Genomic DNA, 23,440 nt, shown 5'->3' with positions numbered 1-23,440 from the left:
ACCGTTCTGGTCTTTATTGAGTGCCTTTGTTGAGTGCCGCCAGTCATCCCGGAACGGGACATCGAATGACGACCGCAGTTGAAATATCCGGTGTGGACCGCACCGGCACTAGATCGTTCTGACCACTCCCGGCTGGCCCGGCGCGCATTCGAGCGCGTCGCGGTTCCAGTTGGCGTTGACGGCCGCGGCCTCGTAGCTCGATTGCAGGAAATCGAGCAAGGCCTTGTCAGGGTCGGGAGCGGCGCGCACGGCATCGTAGGGCAGGACGAACTCGCCGAGCGCCTCGCTGAAGAACGCGGCGTCGGGGCGAACCTGCGTGGTGCGATATCCCGCGGGCTCCGGATAGGCGTAGGAATAGAACGCCGGATAGTCGACCGCGCCGCCGCCCGGCCAGAAGCCGGCGCTGCTGACTTCGTGCGAATAGGCCTCGTGCGCCACCGCGTCGGGCAAATGCGGCACACCGCCGGGATGTTGCGGCGCCGTCCGGCCGGAGAAGCGCGTGACCGCGAGATCGAAGCTGCCCCAGAAGAAATGCACCGGGCTTGCCTTGCCGAGAAACGCAGTACGGAATTGCTTGAACACGCGATCGCAGTTCACAAGGATCTGGTGAAAGCGGCGCACGGCGTCCGCGTCGTAGGACGCATGCTGCGTGTCTTGCGAGAACCTGACAGGGTCGGGCAGTTCGTTCGGCATCTCGTCGATGGTCACGTCGATGCCGAGGTCCTGCAGGTTGGCCATGATTGTGGTGTAGAAGCTCGCGACCGATTGCCCGGCCAGTGCGAATTGTCGCTCAGGGCCGTCGCTGGTCGACATCAGGAGGACGTGATCGATGAAATCGAAGTCGATCTCGAACGTCCGGTCGCCGTCCGGGATCGGCGAGGTCGTCAGCCCGCGCGGCGTGACATAGAGCGTGACGTGCCAGGAATGGTTGAGCCAGGGTGATTTCACCAGCCGGATCTTGCCGACGATCTGGGTCCAGAGCTGAAGCGTGGTGGCGGTGTCGCGCCATGCCGCTATCGGCAGTTCCGGCCAACGGGACTTCGGAGCGTGGTTCATGCCAAATCTCTCAAGCTGCCGGACAGTGGCTCAAGCCTAGCACGAAATCGATCCTTCCGGCTGCTCGCAGGAGTGGTTCCGCTGGGTACTGAAAGCGCTGGTGTTGGCCGCGCCATTTGCCTATGACTGCCGCATCTCAGATATTTGGATTTGCAGAGATGTTCGAACAGCTCGACATTGCGCCGCCCGACAAGATCCTCGCCCTGATCGACCTCTACCGGGCCGACTCGCGCGCCAACAAAGTTGATCTCGGCGTCGGCGTCTACAAGGACCGTGATGGCAAGACGCCGGTCATGCGCGCCGTGCGGAAGGCGGAAGAGCGCTTGCTGCGCGCGCAGGACACCAAGACTTATCTGGGTCTGGCCGGCGACGTGGCTTTCAACGGCGCGATGTCCAGGCTGGTGTTCGCCAACGCTGTGGAGACGTCGCGGGTTCGGGTCGCACAGGCGCCGGGTGGCTCTGGCGCCCTGCGGCTGCTCGCCGAGCTGCTTCGCCGGACCAGGCCGGACGGCACCATCTGGGTCTCGCGTCCGACCTGGCCCAACCATGTGCCGACCATGCGCGGCGCCGGACTGCAAATCGCCGAGTATGAGTATTTCGATGCGGCAAGCGGAACGGTCAATTTCGAAGGCATGCTCGCCGATCTCGCCAAGGCTAAGGCAGGCGACATCGTTCTGCTGCATGGATGCTGCCATAACCCGACCGGCGCGAACCTGACGATTGCGCAGTGGCAACGGGTTGCCACGCTCCTGGCCGAACGAGGCCTGCTGCCTTTCATCGATATCGCCTATCAAGGGTTCGGCGACGGGCTCGAGGCGGACGCGGAAGGCCTTCGCATCGTTGCCGCCAACGTGCCGGAGATGGTCGCGGCGTCGAGCTGCTCGAAGAACTTCGCAGTCTATCGCGACCGGGTCGGCGCCGCGATGGTGCTGGCCCGGAATGCGGCGCAGGCCGACATCGCCATGAGTCACATGCTCGCCGCCGCCCGCGCCCTTTATTCCATGCCGCCGGATCATGGCGCCGCGGCGGTCCGCATTGTGCTGGAGGATCCGGAGCTGCGTGCCGACTGGCAGGCCGAGCTCGAAGAGATGCGTCAGCGCATGCTTCGGCTGCGCGTCGCCTTTGCCGACGCGCTGCGCCGTCAATCCAACTCCGATCGCTTCGACTTCATTGCCGAGCATCGCGGCATGTTCTCTCGTCTCGGCTTGACCGGGGAGCAGATTGATCGGCTGCGCAGCGAGCACGCGGTCTACATGGTCGGCGACAGCCGCATCAATGTGGCCGGCCTGCCCGAGGATCGGCTGGATGACCTGGCCAAGGCAATCGTATCCGTGCTCTGAGCGAACCCTCGACAACTGCGCTATGCGAGAGCGCGATCATTGATCGCGCTCTCGAGATGGCGGGGCAATTGCTGAGGACAATTGCGCCCCGTATAGGATCAGCCTTGCGGTCGGGTGGACGGTCTAGCCATGTAGCTTGTTGGCCGTTTCAGCGATCACGCGTCCCTGATAGCGCGCGCCGGCGAGCTCGTTCTCGCTCGGCTGGCGGCTGCCGTCGCCGCCGGTGATCGTGGTCGCGCCGTAGGGCGCGCCGCCGGTGATCTCGTCGAGCTTCATCTGGCCGGCGAAGCCGTAGTTGAGGCCGACGACGGTCATGCCGAAATGCAGGAGGTTGGTGATGATCGAGAACAGCGTGGTCTCCTGGCCGCCGTGCTGGGTCGCGCTCGAGGTGAAGGCGCCGCCGACCTTGCCGTGCAGCGCGCCCTTGGCCCACAGGCCGCCGGCCTGGTCGAGGAAGTTCGCCATCTGCGACGACATCCGGCCGAAGCGGGTGCCGGTGCCGACGATGATTGCGTCATAGTTGGCGAGGTCGTCGATCTTCGCGATCGGCGCGACCTGGTCGAGCTTGTAATGCGAGGCCTTTGCGACCTCGGCCGGCACCAATTCGGGAACGCGCTTGATGTCGACGGTGGCGCCGGCCTCGCGCGCGCCTTGCGCGACCGCATTCGCCATCGCTTCGATGTGACCGTAAGCGGAATAATAGAGGACGAGAACCTTGGCCATGATGGCCTCCTTTGGGTTTGCAGAAGGTTGATGTTTCGGGGAGAGCATGCGCGGACCTTCGTCCGCGCATGTGTTGGAATGGGTGTCAGGCCGCGTCGACGAGCACGAGCTCGGCATCCTCGAGCGCGGTGATCTTCAGCTTGGTCTCGTCGCGGATCGCGGCGCCGTCGCGTGCGTTGACGCGCACACCGTTGACCTCGACGCTGCCGGCAGCCGGCACCAGATAGAGGTGACGAGTCCTGTCGGCCGCGTACTCGGCGCTCTCGCCGGCCTCCAACGTGGTGGCGAGCACCCGCGCATCGGCGCGGATCGGCAGTGCATCCTTGTCACCCTCGATGCCCGAAGCGATGGTGACGAGCTTGCCGGAGCGGTTGGCCTTGGGAAACGGCTTGGAGCCCCAAGTGGGGTGACCTCCCGTCGTCGTCGGTTCGATCCAGATCTGGAAGATCTTGGTCTTCGACGGTTCCAGATTGTACTCGGAGTGGCGGATGCCGCTGCCTGCGCTCATCACCTGCACATCGCCGGCTTCGGTGCGTCCCTTGTTGCCAAGCGAGTCCTGGTGCGTGATCGCGCCTTCGCGGACATAGGTGATGATCTCCATATTGGCGTGGGGATGCGCGGGAAAGCCCGAGTTCGGCGCGATCTCGTCATCGTTCCACACCCGCAACGCGCCGTGGCTGACGTTGTTGGGATCGTAGTAGCTCGCGAAGGAGAAATGATGCTTCGCCTTCAGCCAACCGTGGTCGGCGCCGCCGAGCTTTGCGAATGGTCTCAGTTCGATCATGGGAATACTCCGCTTAATTTGAATGTTGGGCGCCGGGTGTTGCGCACCCGGCCCCGGTCGAAATCTTGATCAGGCGCCGAACCCGCCATCGACGCTGAGCACCGTGCCCGTCACAAACGAGGCTTCGGGGCTCGCCAGGAAGACGACGCCCGCCGCGACCTCCTCCGGCCTGCCGAAACGCTGCAGCGCGTGCTGCAACCGTTGCGTTTCTGCAAATGCACCGCCGTCTTTCGGGTTCATGTCGGTGTCGATCGAACCTGGCTGCACGACGTTGACGGTGATGCCGCGCGGCCCGAGGTCGCGCGCCGCACCCTTGGTGTAGCCGACGACGGCAGCCTTGGTGGCAACGTAGTCGGCCAGGCCCGGGAACGAGGCGCGGTCGGCAAGCATCGAGCCGACGGTGATGATACGACCGCCTTCACCCATCAACTTCGATGCGGCACGGATCGCCGTGATCACCCCATCGATATTGATCGCTTCCTGGCGGGCGAGGGTGGCAGTATCGGTCTTGGGATCGTCGACCGCGCCGCCGGCCGCAACGCCCGCGTTGTTGACGAGGATGTCGAGCCGGCCGAAATCCTTGGCGACGCGCTTCACGAGTTCGTCGACGTCGGCGGATGAAGCCTGGTCGGCCTTGTAGGCGCGGGCACTCACACCCTTGGCCTTCAACTCGGCGACCACGGCTTCCGCCTTGTCGGGCGACGCGACATAGCTGATCGCGACGTTGGCGCCTTGCTCCGCGAGTGCACGGGCGCTCGCCGCGCCGATGCCGCGCGAACCGCCGGTGACGAGGGCAACCTTGCCTGAGAGCTTCTTGGTCATTGGATTTCTCCGTTGAGGCATTCCGATGGCCCTTGGATATGTCGTCGGCTGTGGTATAGAAATAGAAACTATCGAAACTCATTGTTTCCAATTTAGGTTACTGGGAGTCGCTCGCCATGTCGAAACTGCCGGACTTCGAGGCGCTCGCGATTTTCGCAAAAGTCGTGGAATTGCGATCGTTTGCGGCGGCCGCGAGCGAGCTTTCGCTGTCCAAGGCGACGGTGTCCAAGGCGGTCAGCCGGCTCGAGGAGCGGCTCGGCGCACGTCTGTTCAATCGCACGTCGCGCCGGCTGGCGTTGACCGATGCGGGCCAGAAACTGTCGGAGCGCGCGGCGCGGCTGCTCGCCGACGGCGAGGCCGCCGAGAACGAGGCGTTGGCGCAATCGACCACGCCGCGCGGGCTGGTGCGGCTCGCTGTGCCGATGAGTTTCGGCATCAAGACGGTGGCGCCGCTGCTGCCGGAATTCATGGAGGCCTATCCGGAGGTCTCGATCGACCTGCACCTCAGCGACGCGACGGTGGACCTGATCGGCGAGGGGTTTGATGCCGGGTTGCGCATCGCGCGGCTGCCGGACTCCTCGCTGATCGCGCGGCGGCTCTGCGCGATGCCGCGCTACACGGTGGCGGCGCCGTCCTATCTCAAGCGCTACGGCCGGCCGACGCATCCGATGCACCTCGCCGAACACAAATGCTTCGGCTACGCCTACCTCTCGACGCAGGGCGTCTGGCACTACACCAATGCGTCAGGGGAGCAGGCGAGTGTGCGCCCGGCGGGCCAGCTCCGCGTCAACAATGGTGAAGCCGTGATGCCGGCGCTGCTCGCCGGCCTCGGCATCGCCGATCTCCCCGACTTCATCGTCGGCGACGCGATTGCGCGCGGCGAGGTCGAGGTGATCCTCAAGGGCTGGAAGCAGCCCGAGGGTGCCGTGCATCTCGTCACCCCGCCCGGCGGCCCGCGCCCCGCCCGCGTCGAGGTGCTCGCGGATTTTCTCGCCAAGCATTTTGCGAAGGGAAAAAGGAAATAGAGGCGATGTCGTTTGCGGGAACTTTCCGTCGGTTGCCTTCACATTTAGTTGTCCGCCCGAACGATCCTTGGCCGCATTCATTGGCCAGTCTGACGCTTATCGCCGCGGACAACCGCGCGCGCTCGCCACTATTCGAGATCACGGGAGCTGGACATGCGATCGCCGCGGATCGTCCTGAGCCTTGCCATAGCGGTCGGGGGAGCTGCCGCCACCACTGCCGCGTTTGCCCAGGAATATCGGGGAACCTGGGAACAGCAGATGGCGTGCACGCCCGATGTGTGGCGTTTGTGTAGCGACCAGATACCTGACACCCAGCGCATCGTGGCCTGCCTGCGACAGAACACGCCGCAACTCTCCAGCAGTTGTCGTGCGGTGTTCGAATCAAATGCAAAGGCGCAACAGCCGCAGACGCAGGGGCGCACGCTGCAACAGCCGCAGATGCAGCAGCGGCCGCGTGCCACGCAACCTGCTCCAGTCGCGCCGCCGCGGTCGTCATACGACGACGATGACTAGCGCCTAGACTCTAGCCTCGCAGACGTCGACCCATTCGGCCGATGTCAGCTCCGCCATGCGATCGGGTGTGATGCGCACCGCGCTGTGGGTCGAGCCCGCGGCCGGCACCACGACGTCGAACGCCTTCAGCGAGACATCGCAATAGATCGGCAGCGGCGACTTCAGGCCGAACGGGCACACGCCGCCGACCTCGTGGCCGGTGATCTCGGCGACCTCGTCGAGGCCGAGCATCTTCGGCTTGCCGCCGAACACCGCCTTGACCTTCTTGTTGTCCATCCGCGAGGTGCCGCTGGCGACGATCAGCACCACGCGGTCACCGACGCGTAGGCTCAGCGTCTTGGCGATGCGCGCAGGTTCGACGCCATAGGCCTCGGCCGCCAGCACGACGGTCGCGGAGCTCACGTCGGATTCGATCACGGAGATTTCGGGCGCTTTCTCGGCGAAGAAGGCGCGGACGGAGGCGAGACTCATAATGTTCAGGACCTTGCAGACACCAGTGCGGGAAGTTCGGACAGACCGTGGATCCGGTGATCGGGCACGACGCCGAGCTCGTCCATCTGGGTACGCAGCGCCTTGAACATCGTCAATGGGGCGACGGTCTCGCTCTCGACGCAGGCGAGCGCCATGGCTTCGGGCGTCACCCGCTCGATCCATGCGACATTGAGGCCGAACGCCTTGGCGCCGCAGGCATCCCATGGATTGGAGGAGATGAACAGCACCTCCGCAGGCGGCACTTTCAAAACTTCCGCGATCAGCGTGTAGGCCTCGGGCGCCGGCTTGAACACCTTGTGGGCATCGACGCTGATGGTCGCATCGAGCAGGCGGTCGAGGCCCGAATTGCGCACCAGCGCGTTCAGCATGTCGGGGCTGCCGTTGGAGAGGATCGCGAGCTTCCTGTCTTTCATCGCCTCCAGCGCCGGAACAGCGTCCGGATAGAGCGCGAGGTGGCGGTACTTGTCGATGATGCGGGCGAAGATCGCCTCGTCATGTTGCAGGCCGAGGCAGCGCAGCGTGTAGGCAAGCGAGTCACGCGTGGCGACGGAGAAATCCTGATAGCGCTGCATCAGTGTGCGCAGCCAGGAGTATTCGAGCTGCTTGATGCGCCAGACCTGGGTGATGATGTCGCCATAGCCCGGAAAGGCGTCCTCGGTGACGTCGGCCACCGACTGGACATCGTAGAGCGTGCCATAGGCGTCGAAGACAACGGCTTTGATGGTCATTGTGATCTCTCTTGCCCGCCGATCGTCGCATACAGGAATTTCCTCAGCGCGTCGACGGATTGATCCCGCGCCGCCGCGTTGAATTCGAGGTGATGACCGAACAGCCGCGCCGGCGTGCTGTAGTGCGGCACGTCGAAACCGTGATAGGCGCCGGGATAGACGATCAATTCGATCCGGTCGCCCTTGCCCTTCTCGCGCGAGATCCCCCAATCGTCGCGGCCGTCGGCGAGATTCCGGCATTCGCTGGCCGGCGTCCAGTCGTCGAGCTCGCCGATCAGGATCAGGGTCGGCACCGTCATGTTGCCCTGGATGCCCAGGCAGGGCGGATAGAAGGCGACGGCGGCGCGGAATTTCTCGCTTGCGTTGCGCTCGACCGCGCCGCGCTCGACGGAAAACAGCGCGAGCCAGGCGCCTTGCGAGAAACCCATCACTGCGACGCGGGCAGGATCGACCGCCGGATGCCGAGTGAGGAAATGCAATGCGCGATAGGCGTCGTGGACGGTTGCGGGTGGCACGCCGCTGGCGCAGGTGCTGGTGATCCCACGCGGTCCGAACCGGTCGACCGTGAGCGTGACATAGCCCCACGCCGCCAGCCGCTTCCCCCAGCGCTCGTCGAGCTGCTTGAAGTAGCCGGCGCAGCCGTGCAGCAGCACCACGGCGGGCGCAGGGCCCGGCCCGTCGGGCAATCGCAGGTAGCCTTGCAGCGGTTGCGCGCTCGCAAGCGGGCTCTCGAATTCGACGAAGGCGGGCGGCTGCTCAGTGTCCGCGGCGCGGGCCGGCCCCACGCTTCCGATCAGGAGCGCGGCGAGGAGTGCGGCAGGTCCGGCGGAGTTCATCATGAACCACCTCGGAAGCTTGCCGCCGATACTACTCCTTTAGACGCCCAAAATCTTCCGCGCGTTGGCCTTCAACACTTTCGGCCGGATCTCCTCGCGGATGTCGAGCTTGGCGAAATCGGCGAGCCAGCGGTCCGGCGTGATCACCGGCCAGTCGGAGCCGAACAGCATCTTGTCCTGCAGGATCGAGTTGATGTAGCGCACCAGGATCGGCGGGAAATACTTCGGCGACCAGCCGGAGAGGTCGATATAGACGTTCGGCTTGTGGGTCGCGACCGACAGCGCCTCTTCCTGCCAGGGGAAGGAGGGGTGCGCGAGAATGATCTTGAGATCGGGAAAGTCCGCCGCGACGTCGTCCATGTACATCGGGTTGGAATATTTCAGCCGCATTCCCATGCCGCCGGGCATGCCGCTGCCGACTCCGGTCTGCCCGGTGTGGAACAGCGCGATCGCGCCGCCGTCGTTGATCGCTTCATAGAGCGGATAGGCCAGCCGATCGTTGGCATAGAAGCCCTGCATGGTCGGATGGAATTTGAAGCCGCGGACGCCGTAGTCCTCGATCAGTTTCCGCGCCTCGCGCACGCCGAGCTTGCCCTTGTGCGGGTCGATCGAGACGAACGGGATCAGGACGTCGAGGTGATCGGAGGCGACCTCCAGCATCTCGTAATTGTTGTAGCGGCGAAAGCCGGTCTCGCGCTCGGCGTCGACCGGGAAGATCACAGCAGCAATGTTCTTGGCGCGGTAATAGGCCGCGGTCTCCGGCACGGTCGGCGGATGCTTGTGCGGTGACTTGAAATAGTCAGCCATCTGCGCCTGGAAATCATCGTAACCGTCGTCGCCATGCAGGCCGCACGGCTCCTCGGCATGGGTGTGGATGTCGATTGCGACGACCTTCTCGATGTCGGGCAGTTTGAGCTTGGGCATCTGGTTTTCCCCGGCGGCCTTCATTGTTGGGTTCAAAAAAATGATTATACGGCATAATAATTTTCGCAAGCGGCCCGCCATGTCCGGCGAGGTCCGCTCGATTCGTGGTGTCCCGGACGCCGCCGCGACGTGGCAGCGGGTCCGTTGCAGCTCTGGAAGGCGAGCTCTGGCGCGGAGAAGCAAAATGAGTTGGCCTCGCGGCCGGCCCGTTTCATGAGCGATTTCAATGCCACGAGCCCGTCTCGGCCGGATGGACCGGTTGAAAATCGGGGCGCGGCTTGGTTGACATTCGGCGGTCCGATGGCTTAGAAACCGCCTCGTCCCGGGCGGCAAGGCCGCTCTGCGGGATAAATCCCATTTTGCCACTCTATGGCATTGATCAGGTACGGCCTCCAACACGGGCCTTTCGAAGTAACAGGATTGTCCCATGAAGGTCCGTAACTCGCTGAAGTCGCTGCGCGGCCGTCACCGCAACAACCGCCTGGTTCGCCGCAAGGGCCGCGTCTACGTGATCAACAAGGTCCAGCGTCGCTTCAAGGCGCGCCAGGGGTAATCACAGCCGGCGGCCGGCTGTTCCCGATCCGGAACCAGGGTCTTTCACAGGTGTTTGACACCGCGCTGCTTTGCGGCGCGGTTTTGCGCGTCTACATTTGACCTATGCGATTAAGACTGCGTGGGTCCAATCATTGTCGGCTGGCGATCCTGCTCGCAGCGCTGACGGCCGTGCCTGTCGCTGCGTCCGCGCAGGGCGATCCCCGGGTCATTCCGCCGCCCAAGGCCCAGAAGAAACTGCCTGAAGCGCCGAGCAAGCTGCCGAAAGTGCCGGCCGACCGCGCACGCGGGCTGGACTTCCTATTCGGCGCACTGAAGGCCGCGCCCGATGAAGACAGCGCCCGCCATGTCGAGGCGCGGATCTGGGCGCTGTGGCTGCAAACCCCGAGCGACACCGCCGCGCTGCTGATGGTGCGGGCCAAGGCGGCGATCGATGCCCAGAACATCGATGTTGCGATGAAGCTTCTGGATGCCGTCATCAAGATCAGGCCCGATTACGTCGAGGCCTGGAATCGGCGCGCGACGCTCTATTACCTGAAGAGCGACTACGTCCATTCGCTGGAAGACTTCCAGCAGGTGCTGGTCCGCGAGCCCCGCCATTTCGGTGCGCTGGTCGGTCTCGGCACCATCATGCAGGATATCGGCGACGACAAGCGTGCGCTCGACGCCTTCCGCAAGGCGCTGGCGGTCGACCCCCATCTCGAGAAGATACCTGAGGCGGTCAAGCAGCTCTCCGAGAAGGTCGAAGGCCGCGATATTTGACGGCGCGCGATTGACGACCTTTGTCGTCCGCTGATCCAGACCAGGTTCGCGAGCACCGTGACGCGCCCATAGGCGCTAGTGCAGGAACTTGCCGCGGGGCGCGCTGTCCTGGGCTGCGGCAGCATAGAATTGCTGCAGCTCAGCTTCCAGGTGCTCATTGACGAGCAGTAACGCCTTCAAGGCACCGCGCAGGTCGCCGTTGCAGCTTGCCACGATCTGATCGATGGCCGCATCGCTAGGGTCGGAAATCATGGTACTCCTCCGATTAGTCCCGTTGAACTCGTTGTATGGACGCCAGTTCCTGTGAATGTCGTGGACAGGCCGGCAAGCATCCGCTTTCGATGAAGCCTCGCGTCTGATGGCGAAATTGCCACCATCAATGTATGAAATTGCTAATGACGCTGGTATGAACCCGCTATCCACAGGCTGGGCGCGTTGTGGAAAACCGTGCACGGCACGGTCGTGAGAAAGTGACAATTGGCTTTCCGAACAAGATCATGTGCGGACCAAACTAGAACCCGTCGCTGCGCGCCACGAGGTCTCTGCCTCGCCACAAATCCGCCCTGCGCGGGGTCATCCGGATCATCTCAATGTTGACTGCGGTCGTCGCGCTGGCGGTGGCAGGGCTCGGCCTGGCGCTCGCGACGCAGGCCGGTCGGCTGCTGACCCAGCGCGCCTTTCCCCCGCAGGGCCGCACCATCGAGGTTGCCGGCGCGGCGCTGCATGTCGTCGAGCTCGGTCCGCGTGATGCACCCGGACCGCCGGTCGTGATGCTGCACGGCGCAAGCTCCAACCTCTGCGTGATGCAGCATCCGCTGGGCGACAGGCTTGCCAGGACCCGCCGGGTGATCCTGATCGACCGACCGGGCCACGGCTGGAGCACGCGCGAGCGCGTCGCGGATTCAACGCCCGCGATCCAGGGCCGGATGATCGTGGACGCGCTGGCGAAGCTGGGCGTCGATCGGGCAATCATCGTGGCGCATTCCTGGCCCGGCGCGCTCGGCCTGCGCATCGCGCTGGATGACCCGGACCGGATCGCGGGTCTCGTGCTGCTGGCCCCCGTCGCGTATCCCTGGCGCGGCGGCGTCGGGCGCTACAACAAAATGATCTCGACGCCGCTGATCGGACCGCTGCTCGCGCATACGATCACGATGCCGCTCGGTTGGCTGGTGACCGAAGCCAGCGCGCGTGGGGTGTTCGCGCCGCAGAGAATGCCCGATCATTTCATCCGCGACAGCGCGACGCCGTTGTTGCTGCGTCCGCGCGAATTCATCGCCAATGCGTGGGACCTCGTGACGCTGAAGGCGGCCGTCGTCGCGCAAGCGCCGCGCTACGCGGAGATCACTGCGCCACTCACCATCATCGCCGGCGATGCCGACAAGACGGTCTGGACGCACATCCACTCGCGCCCGCTCGCCGCGACGGTAGTTGACGCAAGGCTGATCGTGCTGCCCGGCATCGGTCACATGGTGCAGCATGCTGCGCCCGATCTCGTCGCGTCCGAGATCGAGGCGATCGCCGGCCGGGTGGTGCGGCAGGCGGTGGCGGCACAATAGCTGCTGCCGGCCGCGCCTTCGCACCGCGCGAATGTGATCCGGCAAGGCTTGCACGTCCGCATGGCGCCGAACATCATGTTGCTTGCGCGGTTTCGGATCTCATCAAAGGACACGTCTCATGCGGATCGACAATGTTGCCGACCTCATCGCCGAAACACTCGCCCAGGCCGGCGTGAAGCGCGTTTACGGCATCGTCGGCGACAGCCTCAATGGTCTGACCGAGGCGCTGCGCCGGCGCGGCTCGGTCGAGTGGCTGCATGTGCGGCATGAGGAAGTGGCCGCTTTCGCGGCCGCGGCTGAGGCCCAGATCACCGGCACGCTCGCGGTCTGCGCCGGATCGTGCGGCCCGGGCAATCTGCATCTGATCAACGGCCTGTTCGACGCGCATCGCAGCCGCACGCCGGTGCTGGCGCTGGCGGCGCAGATTCCCTCCGCCGAGATCGGCGGCGGCTATTTCCAGGAAACCCATCCGCAGGATCTATTCCGCGAGTGCAGTCACTATTGCGAATTGGTGTCCGATCCCGCCCAACTTCCCTACATGCTGGAAAACGCGATCCGCGCCGCGGTCGGCAAGCGTGGCGTCGCCGTGCTGGTGTTGCCGGGCGACGTTGCGTTGCGCTCCGCGCCGAAGCGCGACGTCTCGCCCAATGCCGGGCTGCTGCCGCCGGCGCCGATCGTGCGGCCCGCCGACGCCGAGCTGAAGGCGCTGGCCGATCTGCTCAACGGTGCGCGGCGCGTCACGCTGTTCTGCGGACGCGGCTGCGCCGGCGCGCGTGACGGCCTGCTGAAGCTCGCGGAGACGCTCAAGAGCCCGATCGTCCATGCGCTCGGCGGCAAGGATCACGTCGAATACGACAATCCCTATGATGTCGGCATGACCGGCTTCATCGGCTTCTCCTCGGGCTATGCTGCGATGCATGCCTGCGACGTGCTGTTGATGCTGGGGACCGACTTTCCCTACAAGCAGTTCTTCCCGACCGGCATCAACATCGCACAGGTCGATATCCGCCCCGAAAACCTCGGCCGTCGCTGCAAGCTCGATCTCGGCATCGTCGGTGATGTCGGCGAGACCATCGCCGCGCTGTTGCCGAAGCTCAACGTGAAGGCCGACCGCAAGCATCTCGACGCCTGCCTCGCGCACTACAAGGACGCGCGCGCCGGGCTCGACGATCTCGCTCGTGGCAAGCCGGGCTCGAGCCCGATCCATCCGCAGTATCTCGCGCGCCTGCTCAGCGAGCAGGCCGCCGAGGACGCGGTGTTCACCGCCGATGTCGGCACACCGACGATCTGGGCCGCGCGGTACCTCAAGATGAACGGGCGCCGGCGCCTGATCGGCTCCTGGGTGCATGGCTCGATGGCCAATGCGATGGCGCAGGCGATCGGCGCGCAGGCGGCGCAACCCGGCCGGCAGGTGATATCGATGTCCGGCGACGGCGGCTTCGCGATGCTGATGGGCGACCTCATCACGCTGACGCAGATGAAGCTGCCGGTGAAGGTCGTGATCTTCAACAACAGCGTGCTCGGCTTCGTGGCGCTGGAGATGAAGGCCGCCGGCTTCATCGAGAGCGGCGTCGATCTGCAGAATCCCGATTTTGCGGCGATGGCCCGCGCCATGGGGATTCACGGTGTCAGGGTGCAGGATCCCGGCGAGCTCGAAGGGGCGATCCGCGACATGCTGGCGCACGATGGTCCGGCAGTGCTCGATGTCGTGACCGCGACGCAGGAATTGTCGATGCCGCCAACCATCACGCTGGAGCAGGTCAAGGGCTTCAGCCTGTGGGTGCTGCGCGCTGTGATGAGCGGCCGCGGCGACGAGGTGGTCGATCTGGCCAAGACCAATCTGCTGCCGCGCTGATTGATGCGGTGACGTCCGCCCTGGCACTGCTCAGGGCGGACCACGACCGATAGCGGCGATTATTTCTTCTGCTTGCCGTCCTTGTCGAACGACGAAATGTAGGCCCAGAGGTTGTTGGCCTCGGTCTCGTTCTTGATGCCGGCGAAGGCCATCTTGGTGCCGGGGATCTTGCCCTTCGGGTCCTTGATGTATTCGAGGAACTGCTCCTTGTTCCAGGTGATGCCGGAATTCTTGTTGGCGTCCGAATAGTTGTAGTCCGGCGCGGAGCCGGAATGACGGCCGTCCAGGCCGTTGAGCTCGGGGCCGACCTTGTTCTTGGCGCCTTCGCCGATCGCGTGGCAGGCCAAGCATTTATTGAACGAGGTCTTGCCAGCAGCGGCATCCTGCGCGAGCGCCGAGGATGCGAAAGCCAGCGATGTGACGACCGCCAGCGCGCTCAAGGTCAGTATCTTCATGGGGTGCTCTTCGTTTCGTCCCGGGGGGCTAGTGAATCGTTTGTGGCATGGCCGCCTGATGTCGGACAAGCCACGAAACTTTGACAGGTTTCCTGACCGTCCGCTTGTCCCAGAGAGAACTCGCGATTGCGGGGGAAGGCAATCCGACCTTCGGCCGGGCCTTCGAAACAGGTGCAGACATGCTTGATTTGTCGTAACAAATCGGCAAAGGGCGATGCCCGGAGGAATCTCGATGTCCATCATGATGCCGGCCGCCGACCAGGCCACCCTCGATCGCCGCGGTGAAATCGTGGCGGCGCTGCGCGCAATCGTCCCGGGCGAGGGCGTGATCGACAACGCTGCCGAAATGCTGGTCTACGAATCGGACGGGCTGACCGCCTACCGGCAGCCGCCCATGGTCGTGGTGTTGCCCGATACCACCGAGCAGGTCGCGCGCGTCCTCAAATATTGTCACGCGCAGGGCATCAAGGTGGTGCCGCGCGGCTCCGGCACGTCGCTGTCCGGCGGTGCGCTGCCGCTCGCCGACGCCGTGCTGCTGGGCTTGGGCAAGTTCAAGCGCATCCGCGAAATCGATTTCGACAACCGCGTGGTCGTCACCGAGCCCGGCGTCACCAATCTCGCGATCAGCCAGGCAGTCGCCCATGCCGGATTCTATTACGCGCCAGATCCGTCGTCACAGATCGCCTGCTCGATCGGCGGCAATGTCGCCGAGAATTCCGGCGGCGTGCATTGCCTGAAATACGGCATGACCACCAACAACGTGCTGGGCTGCGAGATCGTGCTGATGAACGGCGAGATCCTGCGCATCGGCGGCAAGTCGGCGGAAAATTCCGGCTACGACCTGATGGGCATCATCACAGGCTCGGAAGGGCTGCTCGGCGTCATCACAGAGATCACGGTGCGCATCCTGCAGAAGCCGGAGACGGCGCGTGCGCTGATGGTCGGCTTCGCCGAGGTCGAGGCGGCCGGCGAATGCGTGGCGCGGATCATCGGTGCCGGCATCATCCCGGGCGGCATGGAGATGATGGACAAGCCGGCGATCCACGCCGCGGAGGCCTTCGTCCATGCCGGCTACCCGCTCGACGTCGAGGCGCTCCTGATCATCGAGCTCGACGGTCCGTCGATCGAGGTCGACGAACTGATCAAGCGCGTGGAGGCGATTGCGCAGGGCTGCGGCTCGACCTCCTGCCAGATCTCGACCTCCGAGGCCGAACGCAATCTGTTCTGGGCCGGCCGCAAGGCGGCGTTCCCCGCGGTCGGGCGCATCTCGCCGGACTATCTCTGCATGGACGGTACGATCCCGCGCGGCGCGCTGCCGAAGGCGCTGGCGCGGATCCGCGAGCTCTCGGAGAAGTATCAGCTCGGCGTCGCCAATGTGTTTCACGCCGGTGACGGCAATCTGCATCCGCTGATCCTCTACGACGCCAACAAGGCCGGCGAGATCGAGCGCGCGGAAGCGTTCGGCGCCGACATCCTGCGCTGTTGCGTCGAGCTCGGCGGCGTGCTCACCGGCGAGCACGGCGTCGGCATCGAGAAGCGCGATCTGATGGGCGAGATGTTCTCCGAGATCGATCTCAACCAGCAGCAACGCCTGAAATGCGCCTTCGACGCGGAAGGCCTGCTCAATCCCGGCAAGGTCTTCCCCACCTTGCATCGCTGCGCCGAACTCGGGCGCGTCCATGTTCATGGTGGCAAGCTGGCATTCCCGGACATTCCGCGGTTCTAGCGCGTTCGATACAAATCGATGGATTGTGCTAGCCCGTCGCTAACGCTAACCGGCGCCGGCAAAAGCGTCGCGTCGATCACGCAGGGCAGTCGGACCGACAACATCCAGCGTTTACACGACCTTAGCTGATTGCTCGATAGTTTCGGGACGACAGAGGTGTCCCCGGAAACGCAGCCCCATGCTCAGCCTGGCTGACCAGCTCGCTCTCTCGCGCAATCGGCCCGCAGGTTTCGACTACATGCGGATTGCACTGGCAGCGTCGATCATCGGCCTGCACAGCCTCAACGTGACGCTTGGGCTTGGCCGGGCGCTGGAAATCTCGAGCACGGTGCGCATCGGCGTCGCGATGATCCTGGCGCTGTTCTTTGCCCTCAGCGGCTTCCTGGTGACCGCGAGCCTGCTGAGATGCAGGAGCCTGATTTCCTTCCTCGGCCTGCGCGTGCTGCGGATCGCCCCGGCGCTCGCGGTCGAGACGACGCTATCGGCCGTCATCATCGGTTCGCTCTTCACCGAGCTGCCGCTGGCGCGATACGTCGCCGATCCGAAATTCCACGCCTATTTCTTCAATATCGTCGGCGACATCCATTACGAGCTGCCGGGCGTATTCCTGCGCAATCCGCTGCCGGATCTGGTGAATGCCCAGCTCTGGACGGTGCCGTATGAACTGTGGTGCTACGTCATCCTGGCGTTGCTTGCGGTGTCCACGATCTGCTTCAACAGGGTGGCGTACCTTGTCTTCCTGGTAATCGCCCAGATCGGCCTGGCCGGTTACGACATCTACCGCTGGGACGAGGTGCCGATCCAGCTTCGGCCGTACCTTCTGGTGTTCTGCTTCCTCGCCGGCGTCGGCTTCTATCTCTGGCGCGACAGGGTGCCGTTCAATCGGACCGCCTGCCTCCTGGCGCTGGTGCTGTGTGCCGCTGCCATGGCCACCGGACGCGGCGACGCGCTGGCGCCCGTACCGGCCGCCTATGTCGCGTGCTATCTCGGCCTGATGAACCCGCGGCGGAGCTGGATCGTGTCGTCGGGCGATTACTCCTACGGGCTTTATCTCTATGGCTTCGTCATCCAGCAATGCGTCGCCACGTTCGGCGCGCCGGTTCAGCACTGGTATCTGAACCTTTCGATCAGCCTGCCGATTGCCTTCGGCGTCGCCGTCGCGTCCTGGCATCTGGTCGAGAAACATGCGCTCGGGCTGCGAGGCCGGGTCGAGCAGCTCGAGGCCGCGGTGCTGTCGCGGATGTCGATCATCGGCTTCTGGGGCCGATCGCCCGAGCGGGCCAGCTTGCAAGCAAGGCTCGGCAACAGCAGCGCATCACTCTGAGCCGCAGCCGCGGGAAGGACTTACATCCTCCCCGCGGCGGCCCCGGTCACAGCAGCTCGTATTGCATCCGCTCGCGCTTGGCGAGCAGCGGCAGTGCTTGCCCGGCGATGTAGGTCTTGAAATGCGCGCTGTCCTGGTGCGCCTTGAAGGCGGCTTCGTCGCGGAACAATTCGTAGAACAGGAATTGCGCCGGATCGTCCTTGGCCCGCGAGATCAGGAACAGCTTGACGCCGTCCTCGCGCTGCGCCTCCGGCAGGAATTGGTCGAGGATCGCGGCGACCTTGTCGGCCTCGCCGGGTTTGGCTTCCCACGTCGCCACGACCAGCAGGCCGCCGGTGTTGATGGCATCGCTGATGGTTCTGGTGCTCATCGCATAGTGCTTCATCTGCATTCCTCCTTTGGGTTGCTCGGATCGAGTTTGCGAAACGGCCCAGGGCGAGATGTTGGCGATCGCCATGGTCGCCGCGAACGCGCCGATGGCGGATCGTCGGGAGAACCTCGCCGTGGTGGTTGCGATTTCCGAACGCTTCATGATCGTCTCCAACTGTCTTGCGGCGCCGAACCGCAGTGCTGGAGATAGTCGACCGGGGCGCGCATTCAGTTCGGCAACGATCGAATTGTCGATGTCGTGAACAGTTCGATCACAATCGAAACGTTATGGTAGGCAGCGGTGCGATAAGCATCGTGGTTGCCAAGCGGAGGAGCCTGCCATGCAGACCATTGCACCGGAGCTTGCCGATCTCGCCGCATTGGTCGCCGATCGCGGGCGGGCCGGCATCCTGACCCGGCTGATGGATGGGCGCGCGCAGACCGCGAGCGAGCTGGCGCGGGTCGCCGGCGTCACGCCGCAAACCGCGAGCTGGCATCTGGCGAGGCTGGTCGAGCGCGCGCTGCTCAAGGTCGAGCGGCGCGGTCCGCGCCGGCTCTACCGGCTCGCCACCCCGCTGGTCGCGCAGGTGCTCGAGGGGATGATGACGGTCGCCGCGATCGATCCCGGTCCGTCCCGGCCGCAGCCTCGGATCGACGCACAGATGCGCCGGGCCCGGACCTGCTACGATCACCTTGCCGGCGAGCTTGGCGTCGCCGTCACCGAGGCGATGCTGGAACGGGGCTATCTCGAGCTGGATCGGGAGGCCGGTGAACTGACCGCTGCGGGCACGGCCTTTCTCGGCGGGCTCGGCATTGAGCTTCGGTCGCAGCCCAGGTGCCGGCGCGTGCTGTGCCGGCCCTGCCTCGACTGGAGCGAGCGGCGTCCGCATCTCGCCGGACGGGCAGGGGCCGCGCTCGCCGAGCTGGCGTTCCAGCGGGACTGGATCCGCCGTCGGCCGCAGGGCCGGTCGGTCGAGATTACCACCACCGGGCTTGCGGCGTTCAGGACGCTGTTCGGAGCGCGCATTTGATTTCGGAGCCAAATTTGGCTACCCGCTAACGCCGTGGATACGCTCAAAGTAAGAGACGCCAAAGACGTCGAAGACGCGGTGCGCGCGGCTGTCGCCAGCGAGCAGCCGCTCGAGATCATCGGTCATGGCTCGAAGCGCGCCATCGGTCATCCGATGGCGACCAATGCCGTGCTCGATCTGTCGGCGCTGAACGCCGTCACCGCCTATGAACCGAACGAGCTGATCATCACGGTGCAGGCCGGCGCGCCGCTCGCCGACGTGCAATCGCTGATCGACGCCAAGAACCAGCAATTCGCCTTCGAGCCGATGGATCCATCGGTGCTGCTCGGAACGCCCGAGGCCGGCACCATCGGCGGCATGATCGGCGCCGGGCTGGCGGGTCCGCGCCGCATCAAGGCCGGCGGCGCGCGGGACCATCTGCTCGGCGCGCATGCGGTGTCCGGGTTCGGGGACAGTTTCAAGACCGGGGGGCGGGTGGTGAAGAACGTCACCGGCTACGATCTCTGCAAGCTGCTCACCGGGTCCTGGGGCACCCTTGCGGTGATGACCGAGGTGACGCTGAAGGTGATGCCGAAGCCGGAAAGCGAGCGCACTTTGGTGCTCCGCGGGCTCGACGACGTCACCGCCAACAAGGCAATGACGGCGGCGCTGGGGTCGCCGTTCGACGTTTCGGGCGCGGCGCACCTGCCGTCTCAGGTGGTCCAGGCCGGAACGCGGCCGCTCGCAGCGCTCGGCGCCTCCGGGCAGGCGGTGACGCTGGTGCGCCTGGAGGGTATCGCTGCGTCGGCGGCGCACCGGGCAACCTCGCTGAGCCAGGCCTTATCTCCCTACGGAACGGTCGAGCAACTCGCAGACGACGCCTCGCTTGCGATCTGGGCCGGCTTGCGCGACGTGGCCCCGTTTGCCGCGAATAGCGCGCGCGGGGCATGGCCGGTCTGGCGCATCGTTTGCCCGCCCGCCTCGGGTGGCGCGCTTGGCCAGGCGCTGGCGCAGGATAGCGGCGGCGAGGTGATCTACGATTGGGGCGGCGGGCTGATCTGGCTCGCGGTGCCGCCCAGCGAAGATGCGAAGCCCGACGCCCAGGCCGCGCTGGTGCGCGGCCGGGTCGAGGCCGCCGGCGGACACGCCACTTTGATTCGCGCCCCCGAGGAGGTGCGTCGCACCATCGATGTCTTCCAGCCGCAGGCGGTGGGGCTTGCCGCGCTCGGTGAACGGGTGCGCAAAAGCTTTGATCCGAAATCCATCCTCAACCGCGGCCGAATGAGGCGAGGTGGCGCCGCATGAAGACCGAATTCTCGCTGACGCAACTCGCCGACCCCGACATCAAGGAAGCCGACAAGATCCTGCGTGCCTGTGTGCATTGCGGCTTCTGCACCGCGACCTGCCCGACCTATGTGCTGCTTGGCGATGAGCTCGATAGCCCGCGCGGCCGCATCTACCTGATCAAGGAGATGCTGGAGAAGGACAAGCCGCCGACGTCGGATGTGGTCAAGCATATCGACCGCTGCCTGTCCTGTCTGGCCTGCATGACCACCTGCCCGTCGGGGGTGAACTACATGCACCTCGTCGACCAGGCCCGCGTCAGGATCGAGCGCGACTATAGGCGACCGTTCGCCGAGCGGCTGTTGCGGTCGGTGCTGGCCTTCGTGCTGCCGCGGCCGGGAGCATTCCGCATCAGCATGATCCTGGCCGGGCTCGTCCGGCCCTTGACCGCCCTGTTGCCGACGCCGGCGGTCGGCGCGTCGTCTCCAGGCCTGCTGCGGCGAATCAAGGCGATGCTGGAGCTGGCGCCGCACGGCCTGCCGCAGCCGGGACCATCAGCGGGAACCGTGTTCGCGCCGGTCGGCCGGCGGCGTGGCCGGGTGGCGCTGTTGCAGGGCTGCGCCCAGCAGGTGCTGGCGCCGCGAATCAACCAGGCCGCGATCAACGTGCTGACCCGGCACGGCATCGAGGTGGTGCTGGTCAAGGACGAGCAATGCTGCGGCGCGCTCACCCATCACATGGGGCAGGACGAGGATGCGCTGGCGCGTGCGCGCGCCAACATCACGGTGTGGCAAAGGGAAGCGGACCAGAGCGGGCTCGACGCCATCCTGGTCACGACCTCGGGCTGCGGCACCGTCATCAAGGACTATGGCTATCTGCTGCGCGAGGATCGCGCGTTCGCGGGGCCTGCCGCGCGAATCTCCGCGCTGGCAAAGGATATCAGCGAGTATCTTGCCGGCATCGAGCTCACGCCCTCGACGCAAAAAGGCGACGTCACCGTCGCCTATCACTCAGCCTGTTCGCTGCAGCATGGACAGAAAATCACTCAACTTCCGAAAGAATTGCTTTCCAAGAATGGATTCGTGGTGAAAGATGTGCCTGAGAGCCATTTGTGTTGCGGTTCGGCGGGGACCTACAACATTCTCCAGCCCGACATTGCGAGCAGATTGCGCGATCGCAAGGTCGCCAATATTGCGATGGTCAAACCGGACATGATCGCTGCGGGCAATATTGGCTGCATGGTTCAGATTGCCGGCGGTACGTCAGTTCCTGTGGTGCACACGATTGAGCTTCTCGATTGGGCGACAGGAGGTCCCCGGCCAGGATTGAATTGATCGACTGCCACTCGAGCATGATCCGGACCTGGAGCTCTGCGTTGGCGCAGCGTTAAGACCGGCGCTCCGACAGGACCATGCCCGATAAGCGAACGGGCTGGTGCTTCTTGCCAGCCGCAGTCCCGTTCCCGGCAAGCGGCCACTTCACTGCGCGCGGCGGCTCCTCATCAGCGGCAACAGGAGGACCACGATGGCGAAATCGAAGAAGGCGAAGAAAAGCAAAAAGGCCAAAAAGGCCAAGAAGGCGGTAGCGGCGAAGCGGAAAACTGCGAAGAAGTCCGCCAGGAAGTCGGTGAAGAAGGCCGCCAAGAAGGCTGCGAAGAAGTCGGCAAAGAAAGCCGCCAAGAAGTCGTCCAAGAGAGCCGCTGCCAAGAAGGCAGCGCCCAAGAAGGCCGCCTCCAAGAAGGCCGCGCCAAAGAAAGCCGCCAAGAAGAGCGCGCCGAAGAAAGCCGCCGCACCGAAGCCGACTCCGCCCGCTGCACAGCCGGCCCCCACACCCGAACCGCAGCCGGCCCCGAGCTGGGCCACGCCGAGCCATGAGCCGGCGCCGGGCTGGGTCGCCGGCACCTCTGATGGAGGCGAGCACCACTAGAGCGCGCAGCCGAATGAATTGAAGAGCCGCAGCGGTCTTGCCGCTGCGGCTCTTTTCATGCCGCGATCGCGATGCCGTCGCCCGATGCATCCGGCGCTTTCCCAGCCTGGGATTCCGTAATCCCCGTTGCAGCATCGGTCGCTCAACCGAGGCGGGAGCGGTTCGGCTTGTGGTGCAAATGCAACACGCGTCGAGCAAGATTCGCTGGAGTGGCCAGAACGCCTAAAAAGGCGGCACATGCATGTCTTTTTTGCTTCTCCGGCATGAGCACGCGTTTCAGATTGAACACACGCGATTTGGTTGCAGTCGCTTATCGCTCGCCCTGGGGGCCATCTGAGCTGGGCTGTTTTGGAAAGTATTATGGGGATCGTCATGAAGAAATTGGCTTTGCTAGCAACGGCGCTAGCAATGATTTCGAGCTCGGCTATGGCAGCAGATATGGCCGTGAAGGCCGTCAAGGCACCGCCGCCGGCCCCGTTCGATCCCTGGGACGTCGCCTTCGGCAGCTCGCTCTCGAGCGACTACATCTTCCGCGGCGTCACCCAGTCCAACCACAATCCGTCGGTCTCTGCCTATTTCGAGCCGCGCTACAACGTCACCAAGGACTTGCAGCTCTATGTCGGCGTGTCCGGCGAGAGCATCTCCTTCGCCAACCGCGCCGCGGCCGAGGTCGACGTCTACGGCGGTATTCGTCCGACCTTCGGCGCTTTCGCCTTTGACATCGGCGTCTGGGGTTACCTGTATCCGGGCGGCACCTGCCAGTTCGGTGCCCCGGTTGACCTCGCCGGCAATCCGCTCAGCGCCGAGTGCGCCACCAACTTTCTGGCCAACGGCAACGTGATGAAGCGGGACGTCAGCTTCTTCGAAGTCTACGGCAAGGTGACCTACACCATCAACGACAACTGGGCGTTCACCCTGAACGAGTACTACTCGCCGAACTTCCTCAACACCGGCGCCTGGGGCAACTACTCCTCGATCATCGGCAAGTACACCGCGCCCAGCACCGTCTTCGGCTCGAGCGGCGTCGGCATGTATGTGTCGGGTGAGTTCGGCCGGCAGTGGCTTGGCACCTCCGACAGCTTCTACGGCGTCCCGGCGTTTCCGAACGGCATCAAATATGCCGATTACAACACCTGGAATATCGGCATCGGCTTCACCTACAAGGTGTTCACGCTCGACCTGCGTTATTCCGACACCGACCTCTCGAAGGGTAATTGCAACGCCTTCACCAGCGACTTCACCGCGGGCGGCACGACCAACGTGACCCCGATCAACCCGTCGGGCGTCGGCTCCAACTGGTGCGGCGCGGCGGGCATCGCCAAGCTCTCGGTCGACCTGACGGCGGCGACCAATCTGAAGTAAATCTCTGCGTCGCGGA

The 23,440-nt window shown here is 64.7% G+C and carries 26 protein-coding genes; 15 read left to right on the top strand and 11 right to left on the bottom strand.

Translation table 11 applies throughout. The features are described 5' to 3' along the window. Positions 1 to 108: 108 nt before the first annotated feature. Positions 109 to 1,056 (bottom strand): DUF5996 family protein, encoded by a 948-nt coding sequence (locus P6U25_RS30780; protein ID WP_407148501.1) that lies wholly within the window; start codon positions 1,054 to 1,056, stop codon positions 109 to 111. A gap of 158 nt (positions 1,057 to 1,214) precedes the next feature. On the opposite strand from P6U25_RS30780, the gene P6U25_RS30775 reads away from it, so the two are divergent. Then, positions 1,215 to 2,396, top strand: a complete 1,182-nt coding sequence (locus P6U25_RS30775) for an aromatic amino acid transaminase (protein WP_407148500.1) — start codon at positions 1,215 to 1,217, stop codon at positions 2,394 to 2,396. A 123-nt stretch (positions 2,397 to 2,519) separates the two neighbouring features. Here P6U25_RS30775 and wrbA read toward each other — a convergent pair whose 3' ends face one another. From wrbA to P6U25_RS30760, 3 genes are all read right to left on the bottom strand, one after another. Beyond that, positions 2,520 to 3,119, bottom strand: coding sequence for an NAD(P)H:quinone oxidoreductase (wrbA, locus tag P6U25_RS30770; RefSeq protein ID WP_407148499.1), 600 nt, complete (start codon positions 3,117 to 3,119; stop codon positions 2,520 to 2,522). 85 nt (positions 3,120 to 3,204) lie between these two features. Then, positions 3,205 to 3,903 (bottom strand): pirin family protein, encoded by a 699-nt coding sequence (locus tag P6U25_RS30765; RefSeq protein ID WP_407148498.1) that lies wholly within the window; start codon positions 3,901 to 3,903, stop codon positions 3,205 to 3,207. A 69-nt stretch (positions 3,904 to 3,972) separates the two neighbouring features. Continuing rightward, on the bottom strand, positions 3,973 to 4,725 hold the full coding sequence (locus tag P6U25_RS30760) for an SDR family NAD(P)-dependent oxidoreductase (RefSeq protein WP_407148497.1): 753 nt from the start codon (positions 4,723 to 4,725) through the stop codon (positions 3,973 to 3,975). A gap of 116 nt (positions 4,726 to 4,841) precedes the next feature. Between P6U25_RS30760 and P6U25_RS30755 the strand changes: the two genes are divergently transcribed. Both P6U25_RS30755 and P6U25_RS30750 read left to right on the top strand, forming a co-directional pair. After that, positions 4,842 to 5,750, top strand: coding sequence for a LysR family transcriptional regulator (locus tag P6U25_RS30755; RefSeq protein ID WP_407148496.1), 909 nt, complete (start codon positions 4,842 to 4,844; stop codon positions 5,748 to 5,750). A 153-nt stretch (positions 5,751 to 5,903) separates the two neighbouring features. After that, positions 5,904 to 6,263 carry a hypothetical protein gene (locus P6U25_RS30750; protein WP_407148495.1) on the top strand — a complete coding sequence of 120 codons (360 nt, stop codon included), beginning with the start codon at positions 5,904 to 5,906 and terminating at the stop codon, positions 6,261 to 6,263. A 3-nt stretch (positions 6,264 to 6,266) separates the two neighbouring features. Here P6U25_RS30750 and P6U25_RS30745 read toward each other — a convergent pair whose 3' ends face one another. From P6U25_RS30745 to P6U25_RS30730, 4 genes are read right to left on the bottom strand one after another with little or no spacing between them, the layout of a single operon-like run. Beyond that, positions 6,267 to 6,734: a YbaK/EbsC family protein gene (locus P6U25_RS30745; protein ID WP_407148494.1), complete on the bottom strand. Its 468-nt coding sequence runs from the start codon at positions 6,732 to 6,734 to the stop codon at positions 6,267 to 6,269. Between the two features lie 5 nt (positions 6,735 to 6,739). After that, complete coding sequence (locus tag P6U25_RS30740; RefSeq protein ID WP_407148493.1) at positions 6,740 to 7,483, bottom strand: haloacid dehalogenase type II; 744 nt, start codon at positions 7,481 to 7,483, stop codon at positions 6,740 to 6,742. Next, entirely contained in the window at positions 7,480 to 8,322 is an 843-nt protein-coding gene (locus P6U25_RS30735; RefSeq protein ID WP_407148492.1) for a dienelactone hydrolase family protein, read from the bottom strand. Before P6U25_RS30735 ends, P6U25_RS30740 begins: the two co-directional genes overlap by 4 nt. Positions 8,323 to 8,358: 36 nt before the next feature. After that, entirely contained in the window at positions 8,359 to 9,243 is an 885-nt protein-coding gene (locus P6U25_RS30730; protein ID WP_407148491.1) for an amidohydrolase family protein, read from the bottom strand. A 427-nt stretch (positions 9,244 to 9,670) separates the two neighbouring features. Here P6U25_RS30730 and ykgO point away from each other — a divergent pair, with 427 nt between their 5' ends. Both ykgO and P6U25_RS30720 read left to right on the top strand, forming a co-directional pair. Then, positions 9,671 to 9,796: a type B 50S ribosomal protein L36 gene (ykgO, locus tag P6U25_RS30725; protein ID WP_002718645.1), complete on the top strand. Its 126-nt coding sequence runs from the start codon at positions 9,671 to 9,673 to the stop codon at positions 9,794 to 9,796. Between the two features lie 104 nt (positions 9,797 to 9,900). Further along, positions 9,901 to 10,557 carry a tetratricopeptide repeat protein gene (locus P6U25_RS30720; RefSeq protein WP_407148490.1) on the top strand — a complete coding sequence of 219 codons (657 nt, stop codon included), beginning with the start codon at positions 9,901 to 9,903 and terminating at the stop codon, positions 10,555 to 10,557. A gap of 75 nt (positions 10,558 to 10,632) precedes the next feature. On the opposite strand, the gene P6U25_RS30715 is transcribed toward P6U25_RS30720, so the two are convergent. After that, positions 10,633 to 10,809, bottom strand: a complete 177-nt coding sequence (locus P6U25_RS30715; RefSeq protein ID WP_172626676.1) for a hypothetical protein — start codon at positions 10,807 to 10,809, stop codon at positions 10,633 to 10,635. Between the two features lie 338 nt (positions 10,810 to 11,147). On the opposite strand from P6U25_RS30715, the gene P6U25_RS30710 reads away from it, so the two are divergent. Both P6U25_RS30710 and poxB read left to right on the top strand, forming a co-directional pair. After that, the gene (locus P6U25_RS30710; protein ID WP_407148489.1) at positions 11,148 to 12,113 is read left to right on the top strand and encodes an alpha/beta fold hydrolase; all 966 of its coding nucleotides are present in this window, start codon (positions 11,148 to 11,150) and stop codon (positions 12,111 to 12,113) included. Between the two features lie 118 nt (positions 12,114 to 12,231). Continuing rightward, entirely contained in the window at positions 12,232 to 13,968 is a 1,737-nt protein-coding gene (poxB, locus tag P6U25_RS30705) for a ubiquinone-dependent pyruvate dehydrogenase (RefSeq protein ID WP_407148488.1), read from the top strand. A 59-nt stretch (positions 13,969 to 14,027) separates the two neighbouring features. Here poxB and cycA read toward each other — a convergent pair whose 3' ends face one another. Beyond that, on the bottom strand, positions 14,028 to 14,423 hold the full coding sequence (gene cycA, locus P6U25_RS30700) for a cytochrome c-550 CycA (protein ID WP_407148487.1): 396 nt from the start codon (positions 14,421 to 14,423) through the stop codon (positions 14,028 to 14,030). Between the two features lie 232 nt (positions 14,424 to 14,655). Between cycA and P6U25_RS30695 the strand changes: the two genes are divergently transcribed. Further along, positions 14,656 to 16,149 carry an FAD-linked oxidase C-terminal domain-containing protein gene (locus P6U25_RS30695; RefSeq protein ID WP_407148486.1) on the top strand — a complete coding sequence of 498 codons (1,494 nt, stop codon included), beginning with the start codon at positions 14,656 to 14,658 and terminating at the stop codon, positions 16,147 to 16,149. A gap of 178 nt (positions 16,150 to 16,327) precedes the next feature. Then, the gene (locus P6U25_RS30690; protein WP_407148485.1) at positions 16,328 to 17,473 is read left to right on the top strand and encodes an acyltransferase family protein; all 1,146 of its coding nucleotides are present in this window, start codon (positions 16,328 to 16,330) and stop codon (positions 17,471 to 17,473) included. A 46-nt stretch (positions 17,474 to 17,519) separates the two neighbouring features. Here the strand turns inward: P6U25_RS30690 and P6U25_RS30685 are convergent, their stop codons facing one another. Then, a complete protein-coding gene (locus P6U25_RS30685) occupies positions 17,520 to 17,858 on the bottom strand; it encodes a putative quinol monooxygenase (protein ID WP_407148484.1) in 339 nt (112 codons plus the stop codon). Between the two features lie 58 nt (positions 17,859 to 17,916). Here P6U25_RS30685 and P6U25_RS30680 point away from each other — a divergent pair, with 58 nt between their 5' ends. From P6U25_RS30680 to P6U25_RS30655, 6 genes are all read left to right on the top strand, one after another. Continuing rightward, a complete protein-coding gene (locus tag P6U25_RS30680; RefSeq protein WP_407148483.1) occupies positions 17,917 to 18,105 on the top strand; it encodes a hypothetical protein in 189 nt (62 codons plus the stop codon). 78 nt (positions 18,106 to 18,183) lie between these two features. Next, complete coding sequence (locus P6U25_RS30675; protein ID WP_407148482.1) at positions 18,184 to 18,873, top strand: ArsR/SmtB family transcription factor; 690 nt, start codon at positions 18,184 to 18,186, stop codon at positions 18,871 to 18,873. Between the two features lie 33 nt (positions 18,874 to 18,906). After that, the gene (locus P6U25_RS30670) at positions 18,907 to 20,157 is read left to right on the top strand and encodes an FAD-binding protein (RefSeq protein ID WP_407148481.1); all 1,251 of its coding nucleotides are present in this window, start codon (positions 18,907 to 18,909) and stop codon (positions 20,155 to 20,157) included. Continuing rightward, positions 20,154 to 21,470 carry a glycolate oxidase subunit GlcF gene (glcF, locus tag P6U25_RS30665; RefSeq protein WP_407148480.1) on the top strand — a complete coding sequence of 439 codons (1,317 nt, stop codon included), beginning with the start codon at positions 20,154 to 20,156 and terminating at the stop codon, positions 21,468 to 21,470. Before P6U25_RS30670 ends, glcF begins: the two co-directional genes overlap by 4 nt. A gap of 190 nt (positions 21,471 to 21,660) precedes the next feature. After that, on the top strand, positions 21,661 to 22,062 hold the full coding sequence (locus P6U25_RS30660) for a histone (protein ID WP_407148479.1): 402 nt from the start codon (positions 21,661 to 21,663) through the stop codon (positions 22,060 to 22,062). 372 nt (positions 22,063 to 22,434) lie between these two features. Beyond that, positions 22,435 to 23,424, top strand: a complete 990-nt coding sequence (locus P6U25_RS30655; RefSeq protein ID WP_407148478.1) for a TorF family putative porin — start codon at positions 22,435 to 22,437, stop codon at positions 23,422 to 23,424. Positions 23,425 to 23,440 lie beyond the last annotated feature (16 nt).

The sequence above is a fragment of the Bradyrhizobium sp. ORS 86 genome, from assembly GCF_045571475.1.
Lineage (GTDB): Bacteria > Pseudomonadota > Alphaproteobacteria > Rhizobiales > Xanthobacteraceae > Bradyrhizobium.
The sequence above is the reverse complement of the archived record's forward strand: the minus strand, read 5'-3'. Positions and strand labels throughout refer to the sequence as shown.

Coding starts and splice junctions, on each gene's coding strand:
- P6U25_RS30780 (WP_407148501.1), bottom strand. CDS start 1,056: ATGAACCACGCTCCGAAGTCCCGTTGGCCGGAACTGCCGATAGCGGCA.
- P6U25_RS30775 (WP_407148500.1), top strand. CDS start 1,215: ATGTTCGAACAGCTCGACATTGCGCCGCCCGACAAGATCCTCGCCCTG.
- wrbA (WP_407148499.1), bottom strand. CDS start 3,119: ATGGCCAAGGTTCTCGTCCTCTATTATTCCGCTTACGGTCACATCGAA.
- P6U25_RS30765 (WP_407148498.1), bottom strand. CDS start 3,903: ATGATCGAACTGAGACCATTCGCAAAGCTCGGCGGCGCCGACCACGGT.
- P6U25_RS30760 (WP_407148497.1), bottom strand. CDS start 4,725: ATGACCAAGAAGCTCTCAGGCAAGGTTGCCCTCGTCACCGGCGGTTCG.
- P6U25_RS30755 (WP_407148496.1), top strand. CDS start 4,842: ATGTCGAAACTGCCGGACTTCGAGGCGCTCGCGATTTTCGCAAAAGTC.
- P6U25_RS30750 (WP_407148495.1), top strand. CDS start 5,904: ATGCGATCGCCGCGGATCGTCCTGAGCCTTGCCATAGCGGTCGGGGGA.
- P6U25_RS30745 (WP_407148494.1), bottom strand. CDS start 6,734: ATGAGTCTCGCCTCCGTCCGCGCCTTCTTCGCCGAGAAAGCGCCCGAA.
- P6U25_RS30740 (WP_407148493.1), bottom strand. CDS start 7,483: ATGACCATCAAAGCCGTTGTCTTCGACGCCTATGGCACGCTCTACGAT.
- P6U25_RS30735 (WP_407148492.1), bottom strand. CDS start 8,322: ATGATGAACTCCGCCGGACCTGCCGCACTCCTCGCCGCGCTCCTGATC.
- P6U25_RS30730 (WP_407148491.1), bottom strand. CDS start 9,243: ATGCCCAAGCTCAAACTGCCCGACATCGAGAAGGTCGTCGCAATCGAC.
- ykgO (WP_002718645.1), top strand. CDS start 9,671: ATGAAGGTCCGTAACTCGCTGAAGTCGCTGCGCGGCCGTCACCGCAAC.
- P6U25_RS30720 (WP_407148490.1), top strand. CDS start 9,901: ATGCGATTAAGACTGCGTGGGTCCAATCATTGTCGGCTGGCGATCCTG.
- P6U25_RS30715 (WP_172626676.1), bottom strand. CDS start 10,809: ATGATTTCCGACCCTAGCGATGCGGCCATCGATCAGATCGTGGCAAGC.
- P6U25_RS30710 (WP_407148489.1), top strand. CDS start 11,148: ATGTTGACTGCGGTCGTCGCGCTGGCGGTGGCAGGGCTCGGCCTGGCG.
- poxB (WP_407148488.1), top strand. CDS start 12,232: ATGCGGATCGACAATGTTGCCGACCTCATCGCCGAAACACTCGCCCAG.
- cycA (WP_407148487.1), bottom strand. CDS start 14,423: ATGAAGATACTGACCTTGAGCGCGCTGGCGGTCGTCACATCGCTGGCT.
- P6U25_RS30695 (WP_407148486.1), top strand. CDS start 14,656: ATGTCCATCATGATGCCGGCCGCCGACCAGGCCACCCTCGATCGCCGC.
- P6U25_RS30690 (WP_407148485.1), top strand. CDS start 16,328: ATGCTCAGCCTGGCTGACCAGCTCGCTCTCTCGCGCAATCGGCCCGCA.
- P6U25_RS30685 (WP_407148484.1), bottom strand. CDS start 17,858: ATGAAGCACTATGCGATGAGCACCAGAACCATCAGCGATGCCATCAAC.
- P6U25_RS30675 (WP_407148482.1), top strand. CDS start 18,184: ATGCAGACCATTGCACCGGAGCTTGCCGATCTCGCCGCATTGGTCGCC.
- glcF (WP_407148480.1), top strand. CDS start 20,154: ATGAAGACCGAATTCTCGCTGACGCAACTCGCCGACCCCGACATCAAG.
- P6U25_RS30660 (WP_407148479.1), top strand. CDS start 21,661: ATGGCGAAATCGAAGAAGGCGAAGAAAAGCAAAAAGGCCAAAAAGGCC.
- P6U25_RS30655 (WP_407148478.1), top strand. CDS start 22,435: ATGAAGAAATTGGCTTTGCTAGCAACGGCGCTAGCAATGATTTCGAGC.